This is a genomic window from Streptomyces virginiae, from assembly GCF_000720455.1.
GTDB lineage: Bacteria > Actinomycetota > Actinomycetes > Streptomycetales > Streptomycetaceae > Streptomyces > Streptomyces virginiae.
In genome coordinates this window covers 1-21,383 of the sequence record NZ_JOAK01000049.1, presented here as the reverse complement: position 1 = coordinate 21,383, position 21,383 = coordinate 1, and the positions used below count along the sequence as shown (strand labels likewise).

General features: G+C 69.8%; 18 protein-coding genes and 2 pseudogenes. 11 read left to right on the top strand and 9 right to left on the bottom strand.

The features are described 5' to 3' along the window. Window positions 1–36 precede the first annotated feature (36 nt). The 3 genes from IG86_RS0136585 to IG86_RS0136575 all read left to right on the top strand — a co-directional run bounded on the left by IG86_RS0136585 (window position 37) and on the right by IG86_RS0136575 (window position 4,776). Window positions 37–1,203 carry a S1 family peptidase gene (locus IG86_RS0136585; protein WP_030902642.1) on the top strand — a complete coding sequence of 389 codons (1,167 nt, stop codon included), beginning with the start codon at window positions 37–39 and terminating at the stop codon, window positions 1,201–1,203. 536 nt (window positions 1,204–1,739) lie between these two features. Then, window positions 1,740–2,999, top strand: a complete 1,260-nt coding sequence (locus IG86_RS0136580) for a glycoside hydrolase family 16 protein (RefSeq protein WP_030902639.1) — start codon at window positions 1,740–1,742, stop codon at window positions 2,997–2,999. Window positions 3,000–3,111: 112 nt separating this feature from the next. Continuing rightward, window positions 3,112–4,776, top strand: a complete 1,665-nt coding sequence (locus IG86_RS0136575) for a beta-1,3-glucanase family protein (protein ID WP_030902637.1) — start codon at window positions 3,112–3,114, stop codon at window positions 4,774–4,776. A gap of 25 nt (window positions 4,777–4,801) precedes the next feature. Here the strand turns inward: IG86_RS0136575 and IG86_RS0136570 are convergent, their stop codons facing one another. Next, window positions 4,802–5,140, bottom strand: a complete 339-nt coding sequence (locus tag IG86_RS0136570; RefSeq protein WP_030902634.1) for a hypothetical protein — start codon at window positions 5,138–5,140, stop codon at window positions 4,802–4,804. 171 nt (window positions 5,141–5,311) lie between these two features. Further along, complete coding sequence (locus tag IG86_RS0136565) at window positions 5,312–5,743, bottom strand: cupin domain-containing protein (protein WP_037943786.1); 432 nt, start codon at window positions 5,741–5,743, stop codon at window positions 5,312–5,314. A gap of 1,253 nt (window positions 5,744–6,996) precedes the next feature. Here IG86_RS0136565 and IG86_RS0136560 point away from each other — a divergent pair. After that, window positions 6,997–7,461 (top strand): RpiB/LacA/LacB family sugar-phosphate isomerase, encoded by a 465-nt coding sequence (locus IG86_RS0136560; protein ID WP_030830519.1) that lies wholly within the window; start codon window positions 6,997–6,999, stop codon window positions 7,459–7,461. A gap of 105 nt (window positions 7,462–7,566) precedes the next feature. Here the strand turns inward: IG86_RS0136560 and IG86_RS0136555 are convergent, their stop codons facing one another. Next, window positions 7,567–8,886 (bottom strand): hypothetical protein, encoded by a 1,320-nt coding sequence (locus IG86_RS0136555; protein ID WP_030902629.1) that lies wholly within the window; start codon window positions 8,884–8,886, stop codon window positions 7,567–7,569. Between the two features lie 511 nt (window positions 8,887–9,397). Then, window positions 9,398–9,913 (bottom strand): SRPBCC family protein, encoded by a 516-nt coding sequence (locus IG86_RS0136545; RefSeq protein WP_030902626.1) that lies wholly within the window; start codon window positions 9,911–9,913, stop codon window positions 9,398–9,400. A 140-nt stretch (window positions 9,914–10,053) separates the two neighbouring features. On the opposite strand from IG86_RS0136545, the gene IG86_RS0136540 reads away from it, so the two are divergent. The 3 genes from IG86_RS0136540 to IG86_RS0136530 all read left to right on the top strand — a co-directional run bounded on the left by IG86_RS0136540 (window position 10,054) and on the right by IG86_RS0136530 (window position 12,586). Continuing rightward, complete coding sequence (locus IG86_RS0136540) at window positions 10,054–10,956, top strand: helix-turn-helix domain-containing protein (protein ID WP_051785619.1); 903 nt, start codon at window positions 10,054–10,056, stop codon at window positions 10,954–10,956. An 83-nt stretch (window positions 10,957–11,039) separates the two neighbouring features. Continuing rightward, window positions 11,040–12,014, top strand: coding sequence for an SMP-30/gluconolactonase/LRE family protein (locus IG86_RS0136535; RefSeq protein ID WP_030830534.1), 975 nt, complete (start codon window positions 11,040–11,042; stop codon window positions 12,012–12,014). A 158-nt stretch (window positions 12,015–12,172) separates the two neighbouring features. Then, complete coding sequence (locus IG86_RS0136530; protein ID WP_385873269.1) at window positions 12,173–12,586, top strand: SgcJ/EcaC family oxidoreductase; 414 nt, start codon at window positions 12,173–12,175, stop codon at window positions 12,584–12,586. A 12-nt stretch (window positions 12,587–12,598) separates the two neighbouring features. Here the strand turns inward: IG86_RS0136530 and IG86_RS41915 are convergent. Further along, window positions 12,599–13,530 (bottom strand): annotated as a pseudogene (locus IG86_RS41915) (IS5 family transposase). 213 nt (window positions 13,531–13,743) lie between these two features. Between IG86_RS41915 and IG86_RS40395 the strand changes: the two are divergent. Together IG86_RS40395 and IG86_RS44895 are read left to right on the top strand one after the other, a co-directional pair. Further along, window positions 13,744–14,202: a hypothetical protein gene (locus tag IG86_RS40395; protein ID WP_157854980.1), complete on the top strand. Its 459-nt coding sequence runs from the start codon at window positions 13,744–13,746 to the stop codon at window positions 14,200–14,202. Between the two features lie 447 nt (window positions 14,203–14,649). After that, window positions 14,650–15,393: a gluzincin family metallopeptidase gene (locus tag IG86_RS44895; protein ID WP_030830546.1), complete on the top strand. Its 744-nt coding sequence runs from the start codon at window positions 14,650–14,652 to the stop codon at window positions 15,391–15,393. Window positions 15,394–15,496: 103 nt separating this feature from the next. Here the strand turns inward: IG86_RS44895 and IG86_RS45645 are convergent. The 4 genes and pseudogenes from IG86_RS45645 to IG86_RS40385 all read right to left on the bottom strand — a co-directional run. Further along, window positions 15,497–15,589, bottom strand: a pseudogene (locus tag IG86_RS45645) (abortive infection family protein); the annotation flags it as partial. 496 nt (window positions 15,590–16,085) lie between these two features. Then, window positions 16,086–16,400 (bottom strand): hypothetical protein, encoded by a 315-nt coding sequence (locus IG86_RS43365; protein ID WP_157854979.1) that lies wholly within the window; start codon window positions 16,398–16,400, stop codon window positions 16,086–16,088. Between the two features lie 747 nt (window positions 16,401–17,147). Further along, window positions 17,148–17,669, bottom strand: a complete 522-nt coding sequence (locus tag IG86_RS40390; protein ID WP_157854978.1) for a GNAT family N-acetyltransferase — start codon at window positions 17,667–17,669, stop codon at window positions 17,148–17,150. Between the two features lie 38 nt (window positions 17,670–17,707). Beyond that, the gene (locus IG86_RS40385; RefSeq protein WP_078906156.1) at window positions 17,708–17,959 is read right to left on the bottom strand and encodes a hypothetical protein; all 252 of its coding nucleotides are present in this window, start codon (window positions 17,957–17,959) and stop codon (window positions 17,708–17,710) included. Window positions 17,960–18,904: 945 nt separating this feature from the next. Between IG86_RS40385 and IG86_RS44885 the strand changes: the two genes are divergently transcribed. Continuing rightward, window positions 18,905–20,521 carry a right-handed parallel beta-helix repeat-containing protein gene (locus IG86_RS44885; RefSeq protein WP_051785616.1) on the top strand — a complete coding sequence of 539 codons (1,617 nt, stop codon included), beginning with the start codon at window positions 18,905–18,907 and terminating at the stop codon, window positions 20,519–20,521. A 142-nt stretch (window positions 20,522–20,663) separates the two neighbouring features. Next, the gene (locus IG86_RS0136485) at window positions 20,664–21,299 is read left to right on the top strand and encodes a TetR/AcrR family transcriptional regulator (protein WP_078906155.1); all 636 of its coding nucleotides are present in this window, start codon (window positions 20,664–20,666) and stop codon (window positions 21,297–21,299) included. Window positions 21,300–21,383: the final 84 nt, after the last annotated feature.

Genomic DNA, 21,383 nt, shown 5'->3' with positions numbered 1-21,383 from the left:
CTCTCAAGCACTCAATCCCCCACACCAGGAGGTCTCGTGAAACACACCACTCCCTTACGCGCCGCCGTCGCCGCCCTGCTCCTGACCGTCGGCCTTGGCGCCGCCCATGCCGACGTGGCGAGCGCCGTCCCGCTTCCGCAGCCCGCCGCAGCATCGTCCGCCGCAGCGCCGTCCGCCTCGGCCGGACTGCTCGACGCGATGCGCCGGGACCTCGGGCTCACCGCTTCCCAGGCCGAGGAACGGCTGAGCGCCGAAAAGGCCGCCGCGGCCGTGGAGAAGACCGCACGGCAGGCCGTGGGTGGTGCGTACGGCGGCTCGTGGTACGAGCCTTCCACCGGCCGGCTCGTCGTCGCGGTGACCGACCGCGCGCAGGAGTCGTCGGCGCGGGCACTGGGCGCCGACACGCTCCTCGTCCGGCACAGCGCAGCCGCGCTGGACCGCGCCAAAGCGCGCCTGGACACGCTGCGCGCCCCCACCGGGGTGGCCGGCTGGCACGTCGACCCGCGGACCAACAGCGTCGTCGTCACGGTCGTACGTAGCGAGCGGGAAGCCCCCGCCGTACGGGAGTTCGTCGACCAGGCCCGGGCCGGCGGCCCCGTCACCGTCGCCGAGACGGCGCAGGCGCCCCGTACGTACGCCGCGGGCACCGTCGGCGGCGACCCGTACTACACCGGCAACGTCCGCTGTTCGATCGGCTTCTCCGTGTACGGCGGCTTCGTGACGGCTGGGCACTGCGCGCAGGCGGGGGCCGCCGTGCGCGGCTGGGACGGGTCCGCGATGGGCACCTTCCAGGGATCCTCGTTCCCCGGCAACGACTACGCGTACGTCGGCATCCACAGCGGCTGGTGGACCGTACCGGTGGTGCTCGGCTGGGGCACCATCCCGGACCAGCTGGTACGCGGTTCCGCCGAGGCACCCGTGGGCGCCTCGATCTGCCGGTCGGGGTCCACGACGCACTGGCACTGCGGCACCGTCCTCGCCAAGAACGAGACCGTCAACTACAGCCAGGGCGCCGTCCACCAGATGACGAAGACCAGCGTCTGCGCCGAGGGAGGCGACTCCGGCGGCTCGTTCCTCAGCGGGGACCAGGCCCAGGGCGTCACCTCCGGCGGCTGGGGCAACTGCTCGTCCGGCGGCCAGACGTGGTTCCAGCCGATCAACGAAATCCTCGGCCGCTACGGCCTGACGCTGCACACCGCCTGACCCTGCACACGCCTGCGGTCGGCGCGGCGACAGGTTCTTCGCGGTGCGAACAACCGTAAGGACCTGTCGCCCGGCTCCCGTACGGAGCCAGGCAGCGCCGCTCGTCGACGTGTCGGTGGTGTCGCGGACCAACGCCGGTGCACCGATCGACGGGCTGTGCGGCGCCGGACACCAACGCATGAACGAGGAACCGTCGGCCGGGGCCGGGTTCCCGGCCGGGAGCACCCGGTCCGGATGCCGCGCGGAGTACCCGCGTCGGCCGTCCGGCCGACGCTCACGTGAGGCTCCGATTCACACCTCTCCACATCAAGGCAGCCTTAAGAGATCGTTAAGTCGAAGGCCGCAACGGAAAACCGCAGCTCAGAGGCGTGTGAAGGGTGACGCCTGACGTTGCCATGACGGTTACCCCTCCGTAATACTCGCCGTCTCGGGTGACATTGCGTCACGCGTGAGAGCGCTCTCAGAACCCTCTGTAGCTCTTCACGAGTCGCCCGGCCCGGCCCCCTCCTCCCCCACCCAGACAAGGAACCATGCCCATGGCTGCTGCTCATCGCGCACGTCGCCGCTCTCTCGGCGGAGTGGTGCTCCTCGTGACCACCGCCCTGGTCGCGGCGGTACTCATGTCCCTCACCCCTTCGGTCGCCCCGCACGCCGGTGCCGCAGTCGTCGCGCAGACCTGGTCCGACGAGTTCGACGGTGCGGCCGGCCGCGCTCCTGACACCGCCAAGTGGACGCTTGAGACCGGCGGTTCGGGCTTCGGCAACCACGAGCTGCAGTACTACACCAACAGCACCTCGAACGCCGCGCTCGACGGCCAGGGCAACCTCGTCATCACCGCGCGGAAGAACACCGACGCCGGCCTCGGCTGCTGGTACGGGCAGTGCCAATACACCTCGGCCCGGCTGAACACCGCCAAGACCTTCACCCAGGCGTACGGCCGCTTCGAAGCCCGCATCAAAATCCCCCGCGGGCAGGGCATCTGGCCCGCCTTCTGGATGCTCGGCAACGACCTCGGCAGCGTGGGCTGGCCCAACAGTGGCGAGATCGACATCATGGAGAACATCGGCCGCGAACCCAACACCGTGCACGGTACGGTGCACGGCCCCGGCTACTCCGGAGCGGGCGGCCTCGGTGCCGCGTACAGCCTGCCCGGCGGCCGCGCCTTCGCCGACGACTTCCACGTGTTCGCCGTCGACTGGAGCCCGAACTCCCTCGTCTGGTCGGTGGACGGCACGACGTACAAGACCCTCACGCCGGCCGACACCGGCGGCAACAAGTGGGTCTTCGACCACCCGTTCTTCATCATCCTCAACCTGGCGGTCGGTGGGGACTGGCCCGGCAGCCCGGACGCCTCCACGTCCTTCCCGCAGACCATGACCGTCGACTATGTCCGCGCCTCCTCCGCCAACGCCCCCGCCGCACGCCCGATCCGTGGCATCGGCGGCATGTGCGTCGACGTCGCCGGCGGCTCCGACGCCGACCGCACCCCCATCCAGCTGCACGACTGCACCGGCAGCGCGGCCCAGCAGTGGACCATCGGGGCCGACGGCACCGTCCGCGCCCTCGGCAAGTGCCTGGACGTAGCGGGCGGCTCCACCGCCGACGGCGCCGTCGTCCAGCTCTACACCTGCAACGGCACCAACGCCCAGAAGTGGACGTACACCGCCGCTCGTGACCTCACCAACACAGGTGCGGGCAAGTGCCTGGATGCCAAGGGCAACTCCTCCGCCGACGGCACCCGGTTGCAGACCTGGACCTGCACCGGCGCCGCCAACCAGAAGTGGACGGTCGGCTGACCCACCAGCCCCGCCGCCCTCCCCTCTCTCCCCCGTCCCCGCGTCCGACCGCTCCCCCGCCCGACCTCACGAAGAACGGACCCCCACCGTGACGGCTCGCCACCAACGAACCATGCCCCGTAGAAAACTCCTCGCCGTGACGGCGGGCCTGGCCCTGGCCGTGCCAGCCGCGGCAGCCTGGCTCGAGATGAGCGCCAACGCGACCACCACCGCCACGCTCCCCCTGGACCTGGTGAACACCACCGGCAACAACACGGTGTACGCCTATGTGCTCGGCCGCGACCCCGCGGCCGGCGGCACCTGGGCCTTCATCCAGGCCAACGGCTCCAGCCTGTACCACCCGCCGGCTCCGGCCAACGATCAGACTCCGCTCGGGGTCGACTGTGCCATCCCGCTCAACGAGTCCGGCGCCGGAGCGCGGAGGGTGACGCTGCCGCGCCTGGACAGCGGCCGCATCTATTTCTCCGTCGGCGCGAAGCTCACCTTCTTGGTGAACCGCGGCGGCGGTCTGGCCCTGCCGTCGGTGAGCAACCCTACCGATCCCAACGTGAACGTCGCTCACGACTTCTGCGAATTCACCTTCAACAGCGACCAGTTGTACGCCAACATCACGTTCGTCGACATGGTCTCGCTGCCGATCGCCTTCCAACTGGAGACCGGGCAGGGCACCCAGACGGTGCGCGGGCTCCCCGCCGACGGACTGTCCCGGGTCGCCTCCGCGCTGCGGGCCCAGTCCGCCGCCGACGGCAGCGACTGGAGCCGGCTGATCGTCTCCGCGGGCGGCCGCGACGTGCGCGTACTCAGCCCCAACCTGGCAATCCGCGGCAACAATGCCTTGTTCCGGGGCTACTTCGACGGCTACGTGGACGAGGTGTGGAGCAACTACCGCTCCACCGACCTGCGCATCGACACCCAGTTCACCTGGGGAACCGTCACCGGCCGGGTGAACGGCGACGTCCTCGCCTTCCCCGGAGTCGGCAGCTTCGCCAAGCCGTCCACCCTTTCGATCTTCTCCTGCAGCGACGCGCCCTTCACCACGGGCAACGACCTGATGGGCAATCTCAGCGCACGGCTCGCCGCCGCCTTCAACCGCACCACCCTGCTGGACAACCCCCACCAGCCGACCGCCGAGAAGCCCGCCACCTTCTACACGCGGCCGCGCACCAACCACTACGCCCGCATCCTGCACGACACCACCCCCGACCATCTCGGGTACGCCTTCCCGTACGACGACGTTCACCCGGCCGGAGTCGACTTCGAGGGCAAGGTGCAGTCCGGCACCCCCGGTCGCTGGACCATCACGGTCGGCGGTGTTGCCGGCGGCGGCACACCAGCCCCCACGCCGACCGCCACCGCCACGGGCGGCGGGGTCAGCGCCTTCACCACCATCCAGGCCGAGGCATTCAACGCCCAGTCCGGAGCACAGGTCGAGGCCTGCTCCGACGGCGGTGGCGGATCCGACGTCGGCCATCTGTCCAACGGCGACTGGCTCAAGTTCTCAGCAGTGGCCTTCGGCTCCACCGGCGCCACCCGCTTCGACGCCCGCGTCGCTTCCGGGGCCGCCGCTGGAGCCAGCGGCCTGGTCCAGGTCCGCCTCGGCAGCCCCACAGCCACCCCGGTCGGCGGCTTCGCCGTCGCCAACACCGGCGGCTGGCAGGCCTGGCGCACCGTCCCCGCCGACATCCGCCGTACGACCGGGACCCACGACGTCTATCTGACCTTCGACAGCGGCCAGTCCTCCGACTTCGTCAACGTCAACTGGTTCTCCTTCGTATAAGGCCTGTGTTGTGAAAGTGGCGTCGTCAGTCGCCGTTGAAGACGAGATACCGGTGAGCCTTGCGCTCGACCTGAGCAGTCAGAGCAAGGTTCTTGTGCCCCTCCTCGGCTTCTTCGGCGGCTGAGCCGTCCGCCAAGGCCCGGGGTCCGGGGATGAGGACTCTGAAGTGCGACCCGTTGAACACGGTTTCGTCGCAGGGATCGACGTATCCGAGCAGGGGCAGGCCTTGGCTCGCCGCCCGTCTGCACAGGTCAGAGATGGATGGATGCACGCACGTGGCTTCGACCGTGCCTGTGAATGTCTGAACCTGAACGCTGGTCCCATGGGGCACGCTCCTGCTCGACGGTTGCTGCCGCAGCAGCATTTACGAAGTTCAGAGCCATTCGCTGATGGCCGCAGTCAGCAGGTGTAGCGGACGGCGAGCTTGTCGTGCCTGGTGGCGACGGCGCGGTGGCGCAGCTGCGACCGCCGGGCGGGCCGGTGTCCTCGACGAGCTCGCGCAGGAGCGCGGCTGGAGGCGGGCCGACGACGGCGCTCAGCCGGCCCCGACCGGTAGCGGCCCCAGCCGGGACTCCAGCCAGCTGGGGAGGTCCAGCAACCGGACCCCTTCCTGTTCGTCGGGATCGGTGCGCGCGACCAGGCACACCATGTCCTGGTCACCGGTGTTGACCGGCATGTGAGGCGTGTCCGCGGGGATGTGGATGTAGTCCCCCGCCCGCAGGACCACGTGCTCGGCCAAGTCCTCGCCGTGCCAGACCTCGACCTGCCCGGACTGGATGAAGATGGCCGACTCGTGCCCCTCGTGCAGGTGAGGACGCCCCCGCGTCCCGGCCGGCATGACCAGCCGGTGCAGACACAACCGCTCCGCGCCCGCAGACTGGGCGCTGATCCCCGCCCCGAAACTCCCGCCCTGGATGCCTTCATATGTACCGGTCCTGACGACCGTGCACTGCTTCTGATCTGTCATGCGCGCAGTACACCAGGCAGCCGACGGCGCCCAACCAGTTCCCGCCACCGCCAGTGGGGTCGCTGGTGCGCGGCAGGCCCAGGGCGTGGCGCAGGGCCCGGCCGGTGTGAGTACCGGGGCTTCGGCCGGGCCCTGCTTGCGAGGGGGCGGCGCGGTGTCGAGGTCTTCCCCCTGGACTGTCACACGCGTGCGTGGGTCTCGTCCTGCCGTGTGTGGCGGGCGGGTGACCCAGTGGCGGCGCAAGCGTGACGGGCTCGAGCTCTGCACCGAGCATGGGCTCCTGTCCCCGCCCCCCTGCCTGTCAGGAGCCTGTCGTGCTGCAACGCGCCCTTCGCAAGAACACGGCCACGGACACTTTCGTCCTCCCGCCGGCATGCCTCCGGCGGAGGTGAGTGTGGTCGGTGGCTTCAACGACTGGCGTCCCGGGGTTCATGCCCTGACCCCGCGCAAGGACGGCCACCGGGCGGTCACCGTGGAACTGCCCACGGGCCGCAGCCACACACCGGCGCTGGCCGGCCGTGACCCTGGCCCGGTGTCCGGTGCCAGGAAGATCATCGGGCAAGCAACCTTGGCAGGCGGAACCTGCTCTCCCTTTGCCGCGCCCCGGACGCCAACAGCTGTTCCTGGCGCTGATGGTCGCCTTCCTCTTCTATCTCGGCAGGGACCGTGAGGACCCGCTCGCGATCGCTGATGTGGCGGGGGTCTGGCAAGGCTCGGACGGCGGCCGATTGACGGTCCGGGCGGACGGTTCTGCGGACCTGGAACGGGTCACACGGCCCGGACCGGAGTGCGGACAGTCCGCCGATGCGGCGGGTCGTTCGTACACCGGGCCGGCGACATGGGTCTTCGACACCTACCCCGACGAGAAACCGGGGATCAGCTTCGACTATCAGGGACCCGCTGCTGCCAAGCCGTGCAAGGTCTACCTGGTGGTCTTCCCTCGGGAGGGCGGCGCGAAGGGGTTCCTCCCCCCAAGACCCGCCCGGGGTGCGCTACGTGCACTCACCCGGCCAGCAGAACTGAACCAGCCATCACCTCGCCCCAGAAAGCCGACCGCGACCGGCCCGCGACCAGGCGCAGCCCACCGCCCTATCCGAACCCGGCGCCGACTGGCGCGGTAGAAAGGCGGGGCGGCCCGGTGGTACTGCAGCCCCAGAGGGCTCCGGGGCATCGGGCCTCATCCACGCCGCAAAGCGGAGGTGTTCATCCTCCGCTTGCGGCGACCCTCCTGCAAAGCTGGCTAGTCTCGGGACATGCGGATCTCTGTTTCCTCGGACATGGACGAACCCGTGGCTCGCGCACTCCTCGGGCAACTACGCGAGCGCGGGCACGACGTGGTGGCGTACGGGGCGCTCAGCCCCGGCGATGACCCGCAGTGGGCAGCCTGCTCGGAGGCGGCGGCCCGCGAAGTGGCCGCCGGGAACGCCGACCAGGCGGTCGTGTGCTGCTGGACCGGTACGGGCGCGTCGATCGCGGCGAACAAGGTTCCCGGCGTACGCGCAGCCCTGTGCACGGACGCCTACACGGCGGACGGTGCACGCCGCTGGAATGACGCCAACGTGCTCGCGCTCAGTCTGCGCCTGACCTCGGAACCTCTGCTCAAGGAGATCCTCGATGCCTGGTTCGCCGCTGAGGCGAGCGCGGACGCCGAGGACCGGGAGAACGTCGCGCGCGTCAATCGGCTCGACCATCAGCACAGCACCAGAACCACACCCTGAAAGAAACCGGTGACACCGGCAGAGTCGGCGATTGGGGATCCGCTGGCGCAGGGCGCCCTGGGTTGGTAGGGGAGTTCTCGTTGTGCGTACCGGTTCGGGCATGGGTCAGGTGCGCTGCACCAGGTGGTCGACCGCGAAGAGGAGGTGGTCCTCGCCGTAGTGGAAACGGCTGGCGAGGGCTTCGTAGCGGGTGTACTGCTCCTCAGTGAGCGGCAGCCGGAGGACCTCCACTGTGCGCAGGAGCAGACGGAACCCGAGGTCGGGGTCGCTCTGGGTGGTGATCTGTTCCAGGGCTTCCATGACCGTGGCGCCTTCGAGGGGGTGGAAGTCGGGGCTGACCACCGTGGTCGCGGCGAGGGGGGACATGCCGCGGATCTCGCGCAGGACCTCGTCGCCGGCAGCGGTGGCCGGTGGCGGGGCCGCCGGTGCGTAGGCAGGTGCGACCTCGGTCAGGTGCTCCTCGCACACTTCGGCGACCTGCTGCAGCCACTCCCGGCCGCCGATGCCGAACCTGTCGATGTTGTGGCCGCGGTCCGTTGCCGCCAGCCACAGCACGGTGATCGCGTCATCGGACAGGCCGGGGTCGAGCAGCCGGCGTATGTCCTCCAGGAGTACGGCTGCCTCCGAGCCCGGAGGGCGCTCGTAGCCGTCGACCTTCACGGCGGCCGCGACTGCCTCGCGGGGCGTGCGGTAGTGCCGGCCCGCCGTGAACTGCCTGGCGAGTCGGGAGAGCCCGAAGTCCCCGTTGATGCCCTGCCGGGAGGCGGCCCTGACCGGCGGCCAGGTGATCGCGAGGCCGTCGTGTACGGCGCCCGGGGCGAATCCGAATTGCCAGCCGAGGGCCACCAGGCGGCGGTACTGCCCGTACGGAACGGGCACGGCGTGTGCCTTGAGCGCGCGGAGCAACAGGCGCATGCCGAGATCGGCGTCGGCGCCGGTCACCACTTGCTCCAGGCAGTCGACGATCTTCGGCTGCGGACAAGCGTCCGCCAGGGCCGGGGCCGTGACGCGGAGTGCCGCCACGACCGCCCGGCAGAGCCGCGACTCCCGCCCCGGCCGCACCGGCCGAGGGGTGCAGGACGCCGTGTTCTGCCGGAGCCGCGCCGTGGACACCTCCGAGATCCGCTCCAGCCAGGCACGGCAGGTCATGCCGTGGTCGGTCGGGTCGAAGGCGTTCCCGGTGGAGGCCAGCCACACCGTGTGAAGGACCCGTTCCGGGAGCTCGGACGCCAGCAGGCGGCGGGCGTCCTCCCCCAGCTCGACGGCCTCCTCGCCCTCTGACCGGTCGGCCAGTTCCTCCGCGAGCTTGAGCGCGGCGGCCGGGCCGGGGGCGGAGCCGGGACGGCTGAGGCGTTCGGTCAGGGCGGTCAGACCGAAGTCCTCGCCGTAGCCGAGTTCGTAGTACGCAGGGCCTTCCTGGGTCATGACGCCAATCCTGTCGAAATGTGAAGAACAAGCCGAGGTCTGTTCAACCTCCGGCATGAGCAGGCGCAGACTTGGGGACGCGGCTCGACTGGCTGGAGGGCCGCGCTCGACTCCGGCCAGTTCACCTGGACGAGCAGCTCGCCCAGCTCCTCAAGGGCGAGTGAGATGCTGCCCGCCCGCCGCCGGATCCGCGGCACGGCCACCCTGCTCAGCTCGCACTACGGCGCCCTGGTCCGCGTTGCCCTGATGGAGGCCGGGCCATCCGGCCCCTCGCAGGTCGCCCGCGGAGTCTCGACCGCACCTGGCCGTTACCCCGAAGGACTCCCCCGTCCTTCGCATCCTCGCAGGACCGGTTGTCGCGGCCCCATTTGAGGCGATCGCCCGGCGGCGGAGCGCGGCGCGCAGAATGTCGTCGGTGATCACCGGTGGCCGGCCGCCGTGGTTGCCCGTGCGGGCTGCGGAGTTCCTGCGGATCGCGTGACGGTCCAGGTGCACCGCCCCGCGGGGTCGTTCACCCGGCCGGTGTTTCGGCGATCCACTGGGCGAGGGAGAGCAGGGTGGTTTCGACGCTGCTCGTCATGTAGTCGCGCAGGGCGTCGAGGTCGCCGCGGGTGGCGCCGAGCACAGGGTCGAGGCGCAGGAGTTGCCAGGACTGCTCGACGACGGTTCCACGTCCCTGGGCGTGGCAGGTCCAGCTCCATTGCACGATGCCGTCAACGGCACCGCCGACCACGAAGGCGAAGGAGGCGCCGGGGTCGGCCCTTACGACCTGGGAGCGGGTGGTCCACTGTTTGCCGTCCTTGTGGTTGCGGCCGCTGAACCAGGCCCCGACCCGGGGGCCGGCGCCTTGGTCGAACGTGACGTCGCTCGCGTTGGGGCTCCAGCGCCCGATGGCGGACACGTCACTGACCAGGTCGTAGACACGGGCGGGCGCGGCAGCGACCCAGGCGCGCCGGGTGAAGCTGAAATCCGATGCGTCCAGGACTTCGAAGACGTCGTGTTCGCTGGTGGTGGCGCTGGCGTGCAAGGTGTCCTCCTGGACAGGTGGGGTGGGGCCATGTCGGCAACGCCCATGTCACCACCGCTCTCGCCGGGGAGCCAGACCCGCTGGTGCCTATCCGCGCCAGGGTCAGGCTGTGCGGTCGGGCCCGGCCCATACTCGGATCCATGAACGGAAAAGTGCGGCTCGGGGAGTTCCTGCAGACGCGGCGCTCGCAGCTGCAACCGGAGGATCTCGGCATACCCGGCTACGGGGAGCGTCGCCGTGTGCCGGGTCTTCGACGAGAGGAGCTGGCGTCGCTGGCGGGCGTGAGCGTCTCGTACTACACCCGGCTGGAACAGGGGCAGTCCTTGAACGCCTCACCGCAGGTGCTGGACGCGATCGCCCGGGCCCTGCGGCTGGAGGAGGCCGAGCGCCTGCACTTGCACGACCTGGCCAGGTCGTCGGCCACGGGCACGGGCCGAGGCCGTCGGGCCGCCCCGGAGCGGGTGACGGAGGCGACCGGCCAGCTGCTGGAGGCACTGGCCCACGTCCCGGCCATCGTGACCGGCCGCCGCAGTGACGTCCTGGCATGGAACCGGCTGGGCCACGCGCTGTTCGCCGGACACCTGGACCCGGGTGCCCCGGACCGGCCGGCGGATCGGCCCAACATGGCCCGGCTGGTGTTCCTCGACGCGCACACCCGTGACCTGTACGCCGACTGGCCTGCCAAGGCCAGGGCCGTGGTGGGGAATCTGCGCCTGGTGGCGGGCCGGCACCCGGACGACACCGCGCTCCACGCGCTCGTGGGTGAGCTGAGCTCGAAGAGCACGGACTTCGCCTCGATGTGGGCCGACCACCGCGTCACGGCGTGCGCCGTCGCGACCTACGAGATGCGGCACCCGCTGGTCGGCCCGCTGACCGTCACCCAACAGACCCTGAGTCAGGGCCTGGGCCCGGACCAGGGGCAGAACATCGTGGTCGCCACCACCGAGGCGGATTCGACTGCGCGGACCGCGCTGGCCCTGCTCGATCAGGTCACCCCGCAGCACGACCCGGTGCGACGGGGAATCCGGGCCGGCTCCCGCTGACCTGGCACACACCACAAGCCCCGCAACCCTCAACCCCCGCATCGGCGCATCGCTGCCGCATGCCCGAAAACAGTGAAGGAACCATGTTCAAGAAGAAGTTCACGTTGTCCAAGACCGCCGCGGCAGCCGTCGTACTGACCTCGGCAGCGGTCGTCGCGGCCACCCCCGGCGTCGCGTCCGCCGTCTCCGCCCCACTGAACTGCGCCCGCATCGCCGCGCACTTCGACCTGACCCGGCACCAGACGCCCGAGAACATCGCCCTGGCTCCCGGCGGCAGCGCCTACGTCACCTTCGCCGCGGCCCGCCAGGTCGCCCACATCACGCCGGGGGGATCCACCCGGATCCTGGCCACCCTGCCCGCACCCGCCGACGGCGGCATCCACACCCCGGTACTGGGCTTCGCACTGACCACCGGCATCGTCCGCGCACACGACGGCACCCTGTACTTCCTGTACGCCACCGGCACCGCCGACCTGACCGGCCTGTGGCGCCTGCGCCCCGGCGGCGCACCGCAGCGCATTGCCGCGCTTCCCGCGGCCGGCCTGCCCAACGGCCTGGCCCTGGACCCGCGCGCCCGGACCCTGTACATCACCGATTCCGTCCTCGGCACCATCTCGAGCGTGCCCATCACCGGAGGCTCCCCCCGTACCTGGTCCACCGCCCCCGAACTGTCCCCCACCGGATTCCTCGGCGCCAACGGGCTGAAGATCCGGGGCGGGGCGCTGTGGGTCAGCAACCTCGACCGGGGCACCGTCCTGCGCATACCCGTTCTGCGTGACGGCCGCGCCGGCCCTGTCCAGACCCGGGCCACCGGCCTGGCCGGGATCGACGACTTCGCCTTCACCGGCCACGGCGACCAGCTCCTGGCCGCCCTCAACGGCCCCGGCGAGGTCGCCCTCGTCCAGCCCGACGGCACCCACTCCACCGTCCTGACCGCTGCCGACGGCCTGCAGAACCCCACCTCCATCGCCTTGCGCGGCGACACCGCCTACGTCCTGAGCGCCGCGTACGTCACGGCGAAGGACCCCAACCTCCTCCTGGCGCACCTCAACGACTAGGACGTGTCCGGCCGATCATGTCAATGTCTCGTGCCCGGCTCGTTGTCCTGGGCTCAGATTCCCCGGGCAGCTCGTGCCGGAACCGCGCCAGATACTCGGTCAGCCTCACATCGCCATGTGATCACACGCTTGACCTCAATCGCGCTTGAGGTGTGACGATGATCCACATGACCACGGAATCCACATCCCACGCGGCAGACATCGAAGCGATCGACCAGCTCGTCGCGACCGTCGAGCACTCCCAGCAGAACAAGGACCCCGAAGAGTTCCTCAGCCTCTTCCACCCGGACGCGATCTGGACGACGGCCCACGGCAAGGTCCTCATCGGCCTCGACGCGATCTCGGAGTTCACCCGCAAGGTCCTCCCCGCGGCAAGCTGGGACGGCCAGGTCACCTACGAGGTGGTCCACGTGCTCTTCATCCGCCCCGACGTCGCGGCAGTCAAGGTCCGTCAACGTTACCTGGCCCCGGGCGAGGAGAGCGAGGGCGCCCCGCTGTACGTGATCTCGAAGCAAGCCGACGGCCGCTGGCTGCTGACCGCCTGCCAGAACACGGGGGTCGTCGCCGACTAGCTTGCCGGTCGATCATGTTCGGAGCCAGATCGCGAGGGCTGCCGCAGTGGCGGTGCCGAGGTAGACGTAACGGCGCTTGTCGTAGCGGGTGGCCACCGCCCGGTGCTGCTTCAACCGATTGATAGCCCGCTCGACGGTGTTGCGCTTCTTGTACCGCTCCTCGTCGAAGCCGGGCGGCCGCCCGCCGCGTGAGCCTTTGCGCAGGCGGGCGGCCCGGCTGTCGGTCTTCTCCGGGATCGTGTGCCGGATGCCCCGGCGCCGCAGGTACTCGCGGCACGGACCGTTGCTGTAAGCCTTACCAGCCGCGACGCTGTCCGGCTTCTTGCGGGGCCTGCCCGGCCCGAGCTTCGGGACGCGGATCCTCTCCAGGACCGACTTGAACTGCGTGCAGTCTGCCCGCTGGCCCGGTGTAACGATCAAGGACAGCGGGCGGCAGCGGCCGTCCGCGCTGAGGTGGAGTTTGGTGGTGAAGCCGCCGCGCGAGCGGCCCAAGCCCTCACCTCCCGCACCACCTCCACCAGGCGGGCGTGCAGACTTTGCCACGGCGTTTCGTCCTGGTGTTCTGGGACTTCGGCCCCCTTTGAGACGGGAGCCAGCGGTGGGTCGTTGTGGGCGCCGGCCGCGTGCTGATGCGCTCGCACGATGGTCGAGTCGACCGAGACGTCTCAGTCGATCTCACCCGCCGCGTCCGCGGCGGCCTGGACCTGCTGGAGCAGACGCTCCCATGTCCCGTCGGCCGACCACAGTCGGTGCCGTTCGTAGACCGTCTTCCACGGCCCGAACCGTTCGGGCAGGTCCCGCCACTGCACGCCGGTCCGCACCCGGTGCAGAATCCCGTCGATCACCTGCCGGTGATCCCGCCACCTGCCACAACGCCTGTTGCTGACCGGCAGGAACGGCCGCAGCCGTTCCCACTCGGTATCACTCAGATCACCCCGCCCCATGTCCACATCAACGACCCGGCCGCGAAGCAGTTACATGATCGGCCGGACAAGTCCTAGATCACCAACACGTGGTGAACCGCTGTGGTCGATGCCGGTGCCCATCGGGGGCCAACCGGCGTAGCGTGGTGGGGTATGAGCGAGGTTGTGTCAGCCAGGGGTCCGAAGGTTCCGCCGAGTTTTCCTCCGAAGTCGCCGCCGCCGCAGAAGAAGCCGGTGGAGCCGCCGCGGCCGCAGCCAGCGACGAAGCCGAAGTCGCTCACCGGGGTGCCGCCGCGGCTGGTCGTTACCAGCCGGCGGACGAGGGTGCTGGCGTTCCGTGCGGACCGGTGGGCGGCGAAGAAGGCCGCCGCGCAGGCGGCGCTGGCCGTCGCCGAGTGGGACTACCCGCTGCTGGACGAGCACGACTTCCTCAAGGCGGTCCACGGCCTCGTCGACACGGCCGTGGCAGCCGGGGGGAAGCGCGTCAGCGTCCACCTCGCCGACCAGGACAACAAGATCCTCGTCATGGTCCTCAATCACCAGGCTGGTGAACAGGAGGTTGTGGGAGCTGTTCCGGCGGAGGTGGCGGTACTGCGCACCATCGACGCCTGCGGCGGCCATACCGACCACGACGGTCACGCCTGGTGGGCACTCCTCGACGCCCAACCCCGACCGAAGAAGCGCCTGGCATAGCACCGGAACAAGGCCCAGGAACCAGCGGCGGGGGGCCGGCCGGAGCCTGCCCCGGCCAGCGGGGGGGCGGCCGGGGGCCTACGGGACGGAGCGGCAAGGGCAGCCACTTGAAAGCGGATCCACCGACTCCAGCCGAACAATCCTCGCAGGCAAACACCCTGCCGCATCCGGGCCGATACCACGCGCCCCGTCGCGGGGACCGGCCGCGAAAGCCGCTGTGCGCCGATGGCCCGGGGGCCGTCCTCTCGCGGATGTTCTGCATGCGGGCGGCCAGCAGCGGCCACAAGGGAGCCGACCAGGAGGCCCGCTTCCGTCGTGGCCGAGCTGCTGGGCTGAGTGACGGCGGACGTCTGGTACCTCCGCGGTGCACGCTGTCGGTACGAGCGGCTAGGGTCGCCCCTGGCCGCCGGGCGTTCTGCCCATCGGCGACAACAGGAGGTACAGACGATGCGTGCGGGCACGCTGCGGTTCCATGGTCGTGCGGCAGAACTCGCCGGGCTGGACCTGGAGATGTCCGAGGAGGCCGAGGCGGTACTGGACCGCTTCGAGTCAGTGCACGGCCACGCTGTGCCCACTTCGGTGCGCGAGTGGTTCGCACTGGCACAGGGCGCCGCCGTGCTGAGGAAGTTCAGCAACAACGACATGGTGTACGACGCCGAACAGCTGGGCCGGACAGAGGTCTACCACTGGCCCGAGGACAACGGCGACTGGCCCGACGACGTGGAAGAACAGGAAGAACGGCCCTTCGACCCGGTCGGCTCCCTGGGTCTGCTGCCGTTCATGGTCGAGAACCAGGGCGTGTGGGTGATGGCCGTCCGCCTCGACGGCTCCGAGGACCCCCCAGTGGTGATCTCCTTCGACGACGTGACGCCGTCCGCCGTATGGCAGCCACAGGCCGACCGTTTTTCGGACCTCGTCCAAGCCCGGATCTGGGACGCGCCGGTCCACCGTCACGGCAAGCAGCTCACTCTTGCCGGCGGAGGGGAGCCGTCGGCTCTGTTGGAGGTGCTCGGGCAGGACTTCACCCCCGGGCCGCCGACGGTCGACGGCACCCAGCGCCATTCCCGGGACGGCGACCGCCAGCGGGTGCTGCTGGAATGTTGGCGCGGTCAATGGCACGCCGCCGTGTGGGCGGCCGACGAGGCCGGGCTGGCCGCGCTGACGGCAGCCGTGGAGCCCGCAGCGGACTGAGTACTGGGGACCGCCCGGCTGGCCCGGGCAGGCGCTCCGCCCGTGCGGCCCAGCTGCCGGGCCAACACCCCACCGGACGGCCTCGGCACAGGCACGCAGCGAAGGCGAAGCGGGCGTGCCGGGGGCCGAGTCCGGTGGGTGCGGCCAGCCGCCCGTGGCCGTTTCCGTACCGGTTGCGCAGTTCCGCGACGCCGATGGCAGCGGAGGCAGGGCTTCCAGGATCCTCTTTTGATGCTGTCGGCGTTGTCCAGGCTGCCGCCGTCGCGTGCCGGCGCGGCCGGGAGGGTTCGCGGCTGCGTGTGCCGTTGAGGAGGGGACTGGATGCCTACAGGGGTAGCTGTCGCATGTGACCACCGACGGCTGTCTTGCCGCCGCAAGGCCGCCGAGGGCGACGGGTGGGTGCTCGGCTTCGGCTTCACCCGGCCGACAAGGACGTGTCCGGGGTGCGCGGATGGTCGTGGTCCGGTTGCCGCCGAAACGATCACCGGTCAGTGATCCGACCTGCGGAAACCCTGCCAGGCGCGGCCCCGGTAGCGGCGCGCCGACACCGACAACGGCTCTGGGGTCAAGGTGCGAAACTGCGGACACCTCGACGATGAGGTGGTCAGCGCGGACGGTGACTGGCTTCCAAGCGGCCGGTCTTCCCTCGGGTAAGCCCGGCGCCGGCAGGCCTTCACGGTCCTACCGATGCCTCAGCGATTCCGCCGACTGCGGCGCATGAGGAGAAAGACCAGGAGGGCGAACCCCGCTGAAAGCAGTGCGGTCCACTTGGACCCTGCCGCGTGCGCCGCACGAGCAGCCTTCTCACGGACCGCATCGGGGGTTTTGTCGGCTGCGAGGTGCCCGGCCCGGGATGCGGCCTCACGGACATGCTCTGCAGTTTGGGTGGCCGTGTGCATCAGCAGCTCAGGTGTCTTGCCCTTCGCCAGTTCAGTCGTATGACCGGCCTTCTCACGGACCTGGGCGGAGGCCTGTTTGGCCTTGGCAACGGCGTGTTCTTTGGCCACGGCAGCCTTCTCCTTGGCCCTGGTCCTGCTCTCGGCGGCCGACGGCCCGCCCCCTCAGCCGGGTTCACCCTGTGCGTCCCCGGCCGCTGGCGGTTCTCCCGAGGGGGAAGAGGGCTCGTTACCGTCGCGCCGGCTCGTCATCGGTGTGCCTCTCGATTCTGGCCCTGAGGGCCGCTGCTTCGTTGCGGGGGCCCTCAGATACGTCAGCGAGCTGGCCCCCGATCACCGGAGTGAGCCAGCGCCCCGAGGGCTCGTGACCCTGATGATTGCCCTCTGAGTGCCTGGACGCCCGGAGCCAAGCAGGCGCCATACCCCTGTCGGACGAATCGAAGACAGTGCGCGGTACCCGCCGAAGTGATCATCAGTCCGACAGTCCCCGAAGCTGGCGCAGGTAGCGGGGAGGCGAGGACGAGGCGGCGGACCCGACACCGCCAGTGGGGGCCATCAGCCGGTCCTTCGCCGCCTCGTCGATCGTGCGACCCCGGTGGAGCCTCATCGCGGTTCACCCCGCGCCATACCGTCCCACTGCGTCCGACGTCGGCGGCAGCCACTCCGCCGGATCGTGGTCCGCCTTCGACCGGTTCGAGCGAGCCGTCACCGCCCCCAGGGGAGCCGGCTGACCCTGCGGTATTCATGTCTGCCCCAATGGCTGCATAGCCCGAGCCGGCGTCTCGATGGTGCGCCGGCGGGCCCAGCCAGGAAGATGCGTTGGGCGATGCCGACCGACTTGAGGGTGGGGGCTGACCGTCACAGCCGGATCTGCAACACCTGGCCCGGCCAGTACGACCCGTCCGAACGCAGCACCTCGAACTCCAGAGTCGCCGTGAACCCCAACTGCTCGTACTTGCGCACCAGGCGGCCGTCCTCGCCGGCCCAGCAGTGCGTCCGAAGCAGACGTGCGCCACACCGGGCGGCCTCGGCCTGGGCATCGGCAACCAGGGCGGCCATGCTGAGCTCCCGGTGCCTTATCCTGGTCACCAGGAGATGCAGGTAGAGCTCAGGGCCGTCGACCGGCGGAGCGAATTCTGGGGCCTTGTTGGTGAGCACCGAGCCCCCCGTAACGCGCAGCAGGTCCCGGCAGATCCTTGTCTGTCCAGCCCGCGTGTGGCCCAGTATTTGCTTGACGATCAACGGAGGGTCTTCCCACTCCAGCGTTTCGTACAGGTAGGGGTGCCGGGCCAGGACGAGCCATGAGCTGTAGTCGTGGAGCATCCCCAGGAAGTCCTCGACCTCTTCGAAACCGCCCACACCGACCGTCATGTCACTCAAGCGCACTCCCCGGGATACGCCGATCCAGCGGCCGCTGATCATCGTATCGCCACGGATTGGCGCGCTTCAGGGCACTCCACCGCCTTGGAGTTCCAGGCCTCGGCGAGCGGGACCATCTGGTCGATGTCCAGCGCGCCAGCTGGCGTGACCTCCTCCTCGTCGTAGCACGACCACCACACGCCACCGGTCAGGGTGCAGCCCGGCCCGGTCTCCGGGTACACGATCGCCTCGGCCCGGAGGACCTCGGCGCGGGTGTTGCAGCCGTCGGCCGGGATGTCGCCGGCGTTCAAGTGCCGGAAGTGCGGACACCGCGACCCCGAGCGGCAGCACCTGCGGCACCAGGGCCGCAGCCGAAGCCGGGTTGGCGGATGGTGCGGCCGCGTGCGCGGCTGTGGCCGGAGACAGGGTGAGCGAGCGCAAGGGTGGCGGTCGCGATGGCGGACCACTTCATGATCACCATGGGCCGGTGATACCGGCCGCCGTGTCGTCAGCAACAGGCCATCCCGGCTCGGTTCACCCGCCCGAGACGGCCCTGCTCCACCCCCCGGAGACAGGGTCGTCTCCACTCCCCCGGCAGCCCTCACCATCAGAGCGCCGTCGTGGGTCACCCCGCAGCTGCGGCCGGACTCCCGCCGAACCGGGGTACGTCATCGACGGTCGCGTCCAGGCACAGGCACACGTACCGGATCAAGTGTCGGTAGACGCCGCGGTCGACGGAGGTGTCTGCGCTGATCTCCGCGACGAGATCGGGCCCAAGGCGGGACCGGCGCGATCGTCTTCAACGCCCGTCCTGCTTGTCCCGGCCGCGCTGGTGGCCCGGGGCCGCGCTCCGCCTGATCCTGCCGACGGCCACCGTCCAGCCCGACCTGGTCGGTGGACTTGATTCCAGCCCATCCCGGATTTCGAGCCGCCGTGCTGTGACGCGTAGGCAGGCCGGGCACCCTGCGGCCCTCCGCAGCGTGAGCCAGACCGAGCAATGAAGTGACGCACTGTCAGAACGTTTACACCTAGTCCGGGGTTGCGTTCAATTTTCGAGTCTGGAACTGTCGCTCGAAGTAACTCACCCCCCTCACAGCGGACTTCGGAGCGCACCCCCCCCCACTTCACCGCCCGGCGCCTTGCCCCGGCGCGGCGATACGGACGAAATGCCTCCCTGTGCGTGTTCTCTGCTCGCGGCTACGGCCCACGGAGGGCACCAGCCGCTTCGCCAGGACAAACTGGGAGACCAGGCAACAGTGAAACGCACGAGCACCCTCGCCCTGACCACAGCACTGCTCGCTTCATCCGCCCCGCTCGGCCTCGCCACCATCGGAGCCGGTACTGCGCACGCCGCGGCCCGCACCTACTTCGTCAGCCCCAGCGGCAACGACAGCAACTCGGGCACCTCCACCCAAGCTCCCTTCCGGACCCTGCAGAAGGCCGCGGACAGCGTCGAGCCGGGCGACACCGTCTCGATCATGAACGGCACGTACTCCGAGCGATCAGCGGGGTCGAACGTGCTGACCATCAAGCGCTCCGGCCTCCCCGGAGCCCCTATTACCTTCACCGCTCATCCCGGCCACCATCCGGTGATCCACCCGGTGAAGGCGTGGAACGGTATCAGCGTTCACGGCGCCTCCTACGTCTCCATCAAAAACCTGGAGGTCAAGGGCAACAACGCAGCCCTCACCCTGACCGGAGCAGAACGAGAATCGAAGAAGGGCGACCCCACCTACAACACCAACTGCATCTCCGTGGAACAGGACCGGTCCACGGGTGCGCTGTCGCACCACGTCGAGGTGAGCGGCAACGAGGTGCACGGTTGCGCCGGCGGCGGCATATCAGCCATCGACTCCGACCACGTGACCATCTCCGGCAACCACGTGCATGGGACCTCCTGGTACGCGGTGTACGCAACCAGCGGAATCTCCGTACTCACCCCGCGCGACGTGGGTGGCGGCGACGGCGGTACGTACAAGATCCGCGTCACCGGCAATCGCGTCCACGACAACGAGACCAAGATCAAATGGGAGAAGTGCGGCTGCTACTCCGACGGCAACGGCATCATCATCGACACCCTCAAAGGCGATGCCGATCACCCCGCCTACAGCGGACGGGTACTGGTCGCCAACAACCTCTCCTACGACAACGGCGGCTCCGGCATCCACTCCTACAAGAGCCAGCACGTCGACATAGTCCACAACACGGCCTTCGCAAACGGGCGCAGCACCCGCATGGAGAGCTACGCCAACATCTTCGCGCATGACAGTACTGACGTGCGGCTGCTCAACAACATCGCGTACGGCCGGTCGGGGCAGGCAACGAACAGCAAGTCCCGCAATGTGGACGTCACCTACGACTACAACATCTACTTCGGCGGCAAGGCCCCCGAGGTCCAGGGCCCGAACGATGTCATCGCCGATCCGAAGCTCGCCAAACCGGGCACCGGAGCCGACGCGGACTTCCGGCTGAGCGAAGGCTCCCCCGGCGCCGGCTCGGGCACGCCGTTCGCCGCCGTCACCACCGACTTCACCGGAGCCCGCCGCGCCGGCGGCGCGCCCGACCGGGGCGCCTACGGCTTCGGCGCCAAGAGCACCGGCGTCCCGGGCAATGCCTCCGACGCCTCCACCCCCGGCCTGCAAGGTGACGCCCCCACCGGGAGTGGCCAGTCCGCCGGAAACGACCCCGCCGCCTCACCGGGCGTGCAAGCCGCCGACGGCACCGATGGCGTCTCTGGGCTGAAGCCCCACAGCGGAAGCGGTCCGCTCGCGGAGACGGGCGGCTCCAACCCGGCGCTCCCGCTCGGCATCGCGGCGGTGGTCCTCACCATCGGCGGCGGCCTCCTATACGCGGCTCGACGCAAGCGCTCCTGATCCCTGCGGATCACTTGGGGCTCCAAGACGTGGTGCCGGCCCCGACGCCTCTCCAAGGGTCGGCACCACCACGCGCCCACCGCACCCGCACTCACGAGCCCGGTTCACCGAACGGGCTTCGGCCCCTGGCAGACTGGCCACCATGGCGGCGGCAACGCACGGAATCGAAGCGGCGACACTCGCAGGTGGGTCGGTACCCGACCCTCCGCGCGTTGCCTGGCGCAAACAGATGAGGCAGCGCGTGTTGGACGCCGCTCGCGACCTCACATGCGAAGCCGGCTGGGACCAGGTCAGCCTCTCGGCCGTCGCTGCCCGGGCCGAAGTGTCGCGCCCCTCGGTGTACAAGGAGTTCGGCAACCGCGCCGGCCTGGGCCGTGCGCTGGTAGTCCTCGAAACCCAGCAGTTTCTGGCGGGTGTGGCCGGTGCCCTCTATCCCGGCGTCCCCGATTCCCATGCCTGCCTCCGGGCGGCCATCCTGTACGTACTTCAGGAGGCCGACCATCAGCCCCTCATCAGGGCCGTCATCACAGCCGCCCGAAAGGGCTCCGACAGCCTCCTGCCCTACCTCACCGCCCGAGCGGACCCCATCTTCGACGCCGGTCAAACCCTCGTCCAGGGCTGGCTCGCCACGCGATACCCACAACAGCACACGGAGTCTCTGCACATGGCCGCGGACGTCATCGTCCGCATGACCATCAGCCATCTCATCCTGCCGGCCGACGAACAAAACCTCACCGCCCAACGGCTGGCGACTGCAGCCCTGAAACTACTGCAGTAGCACGTCATTCCATCCGTAGGTGCAGCACCTCGTGCGCGCCGCCGCCAACCGGTTCGGCGCCGCTTGGGACCCAATCTCTCCCCC

Coding starts and splice junctions, on each gene's coding strand:
- IG86_RS0136560 (WP_030830519.1), top strand. CDS start 6,997: ATGCGGATCTCTGTTTCCTCGGACATGGACGAACCCGTGGCTCGCGCA.
- IG86_RS0136570 (WP_030902634.1), bottom strand. CDS start 5,140: ATGCTGCTGCGGCAGCAACCGTCGAGCAGGAGCGTGCCCCATGGGACC.
- IG86_RS0136555 (WP_030902629.1), bottom strand. CDS start 8,886: ATGACCCAGGAAGGCCCTGCGTACTACGAACTCGGCTACGGCGAGGAC.
- IG86_RS0136485 (WP_078906155.1), top strand. CDS start 20,664: ATGGCGGCGGCAACGCACGGAATCGAAGCGGCGACACTCGCAGGTGGG.
- IG86_RS0136530 (WP_385873269.1), top strand. CDS start 12,173: ATGATCCACATGACCACGGAATCCACATCCCACGCGGCAGACATCGAA.
- IG86_RS0136535 (WP_030830534.1), top strand. CDS start 11,040: ATGTTCAAGAAGAAGTTCACGTTGTCCAAGACCGCCGCGGCAGCCGTC.
- IG86_RS0136580 (WP_030902639.1), top strand. CDS start 1,740: ATGGCTGCTGCTCATCGCGCACGTCGCCGCTCTCTCGGCGGAGTGGTG.
- IG86_RS0136565 (WP_037943786.1), bottom strand. CDS start 5,743: ATGACAGATCAGAAGCAGTGCACGGTCGTCAGGACCGGTACATATGAA.
- IG86_RS0136540 (WP_051785619.1), top strand. CDS start 10,054: ATGAACGGAAAAGTGCGGCTCGGGGAGTTCCTGCAGACGCGGCGCTCG.
- IG86_RS0136575 (WP_030902637.1), top strand. CDS start 3,112: ATGCCCCGTAGAAAACTCCTCGCCGTGACGGCGGGCCTGGCCCTGGCC.
- IG86_RS44895 (WP_030830546.1), top strand. CDS start 14,650: ATGCGTGCGGGCACGCTGCGGTTCCATGGTCGTGCGGCAGAACTCGCC.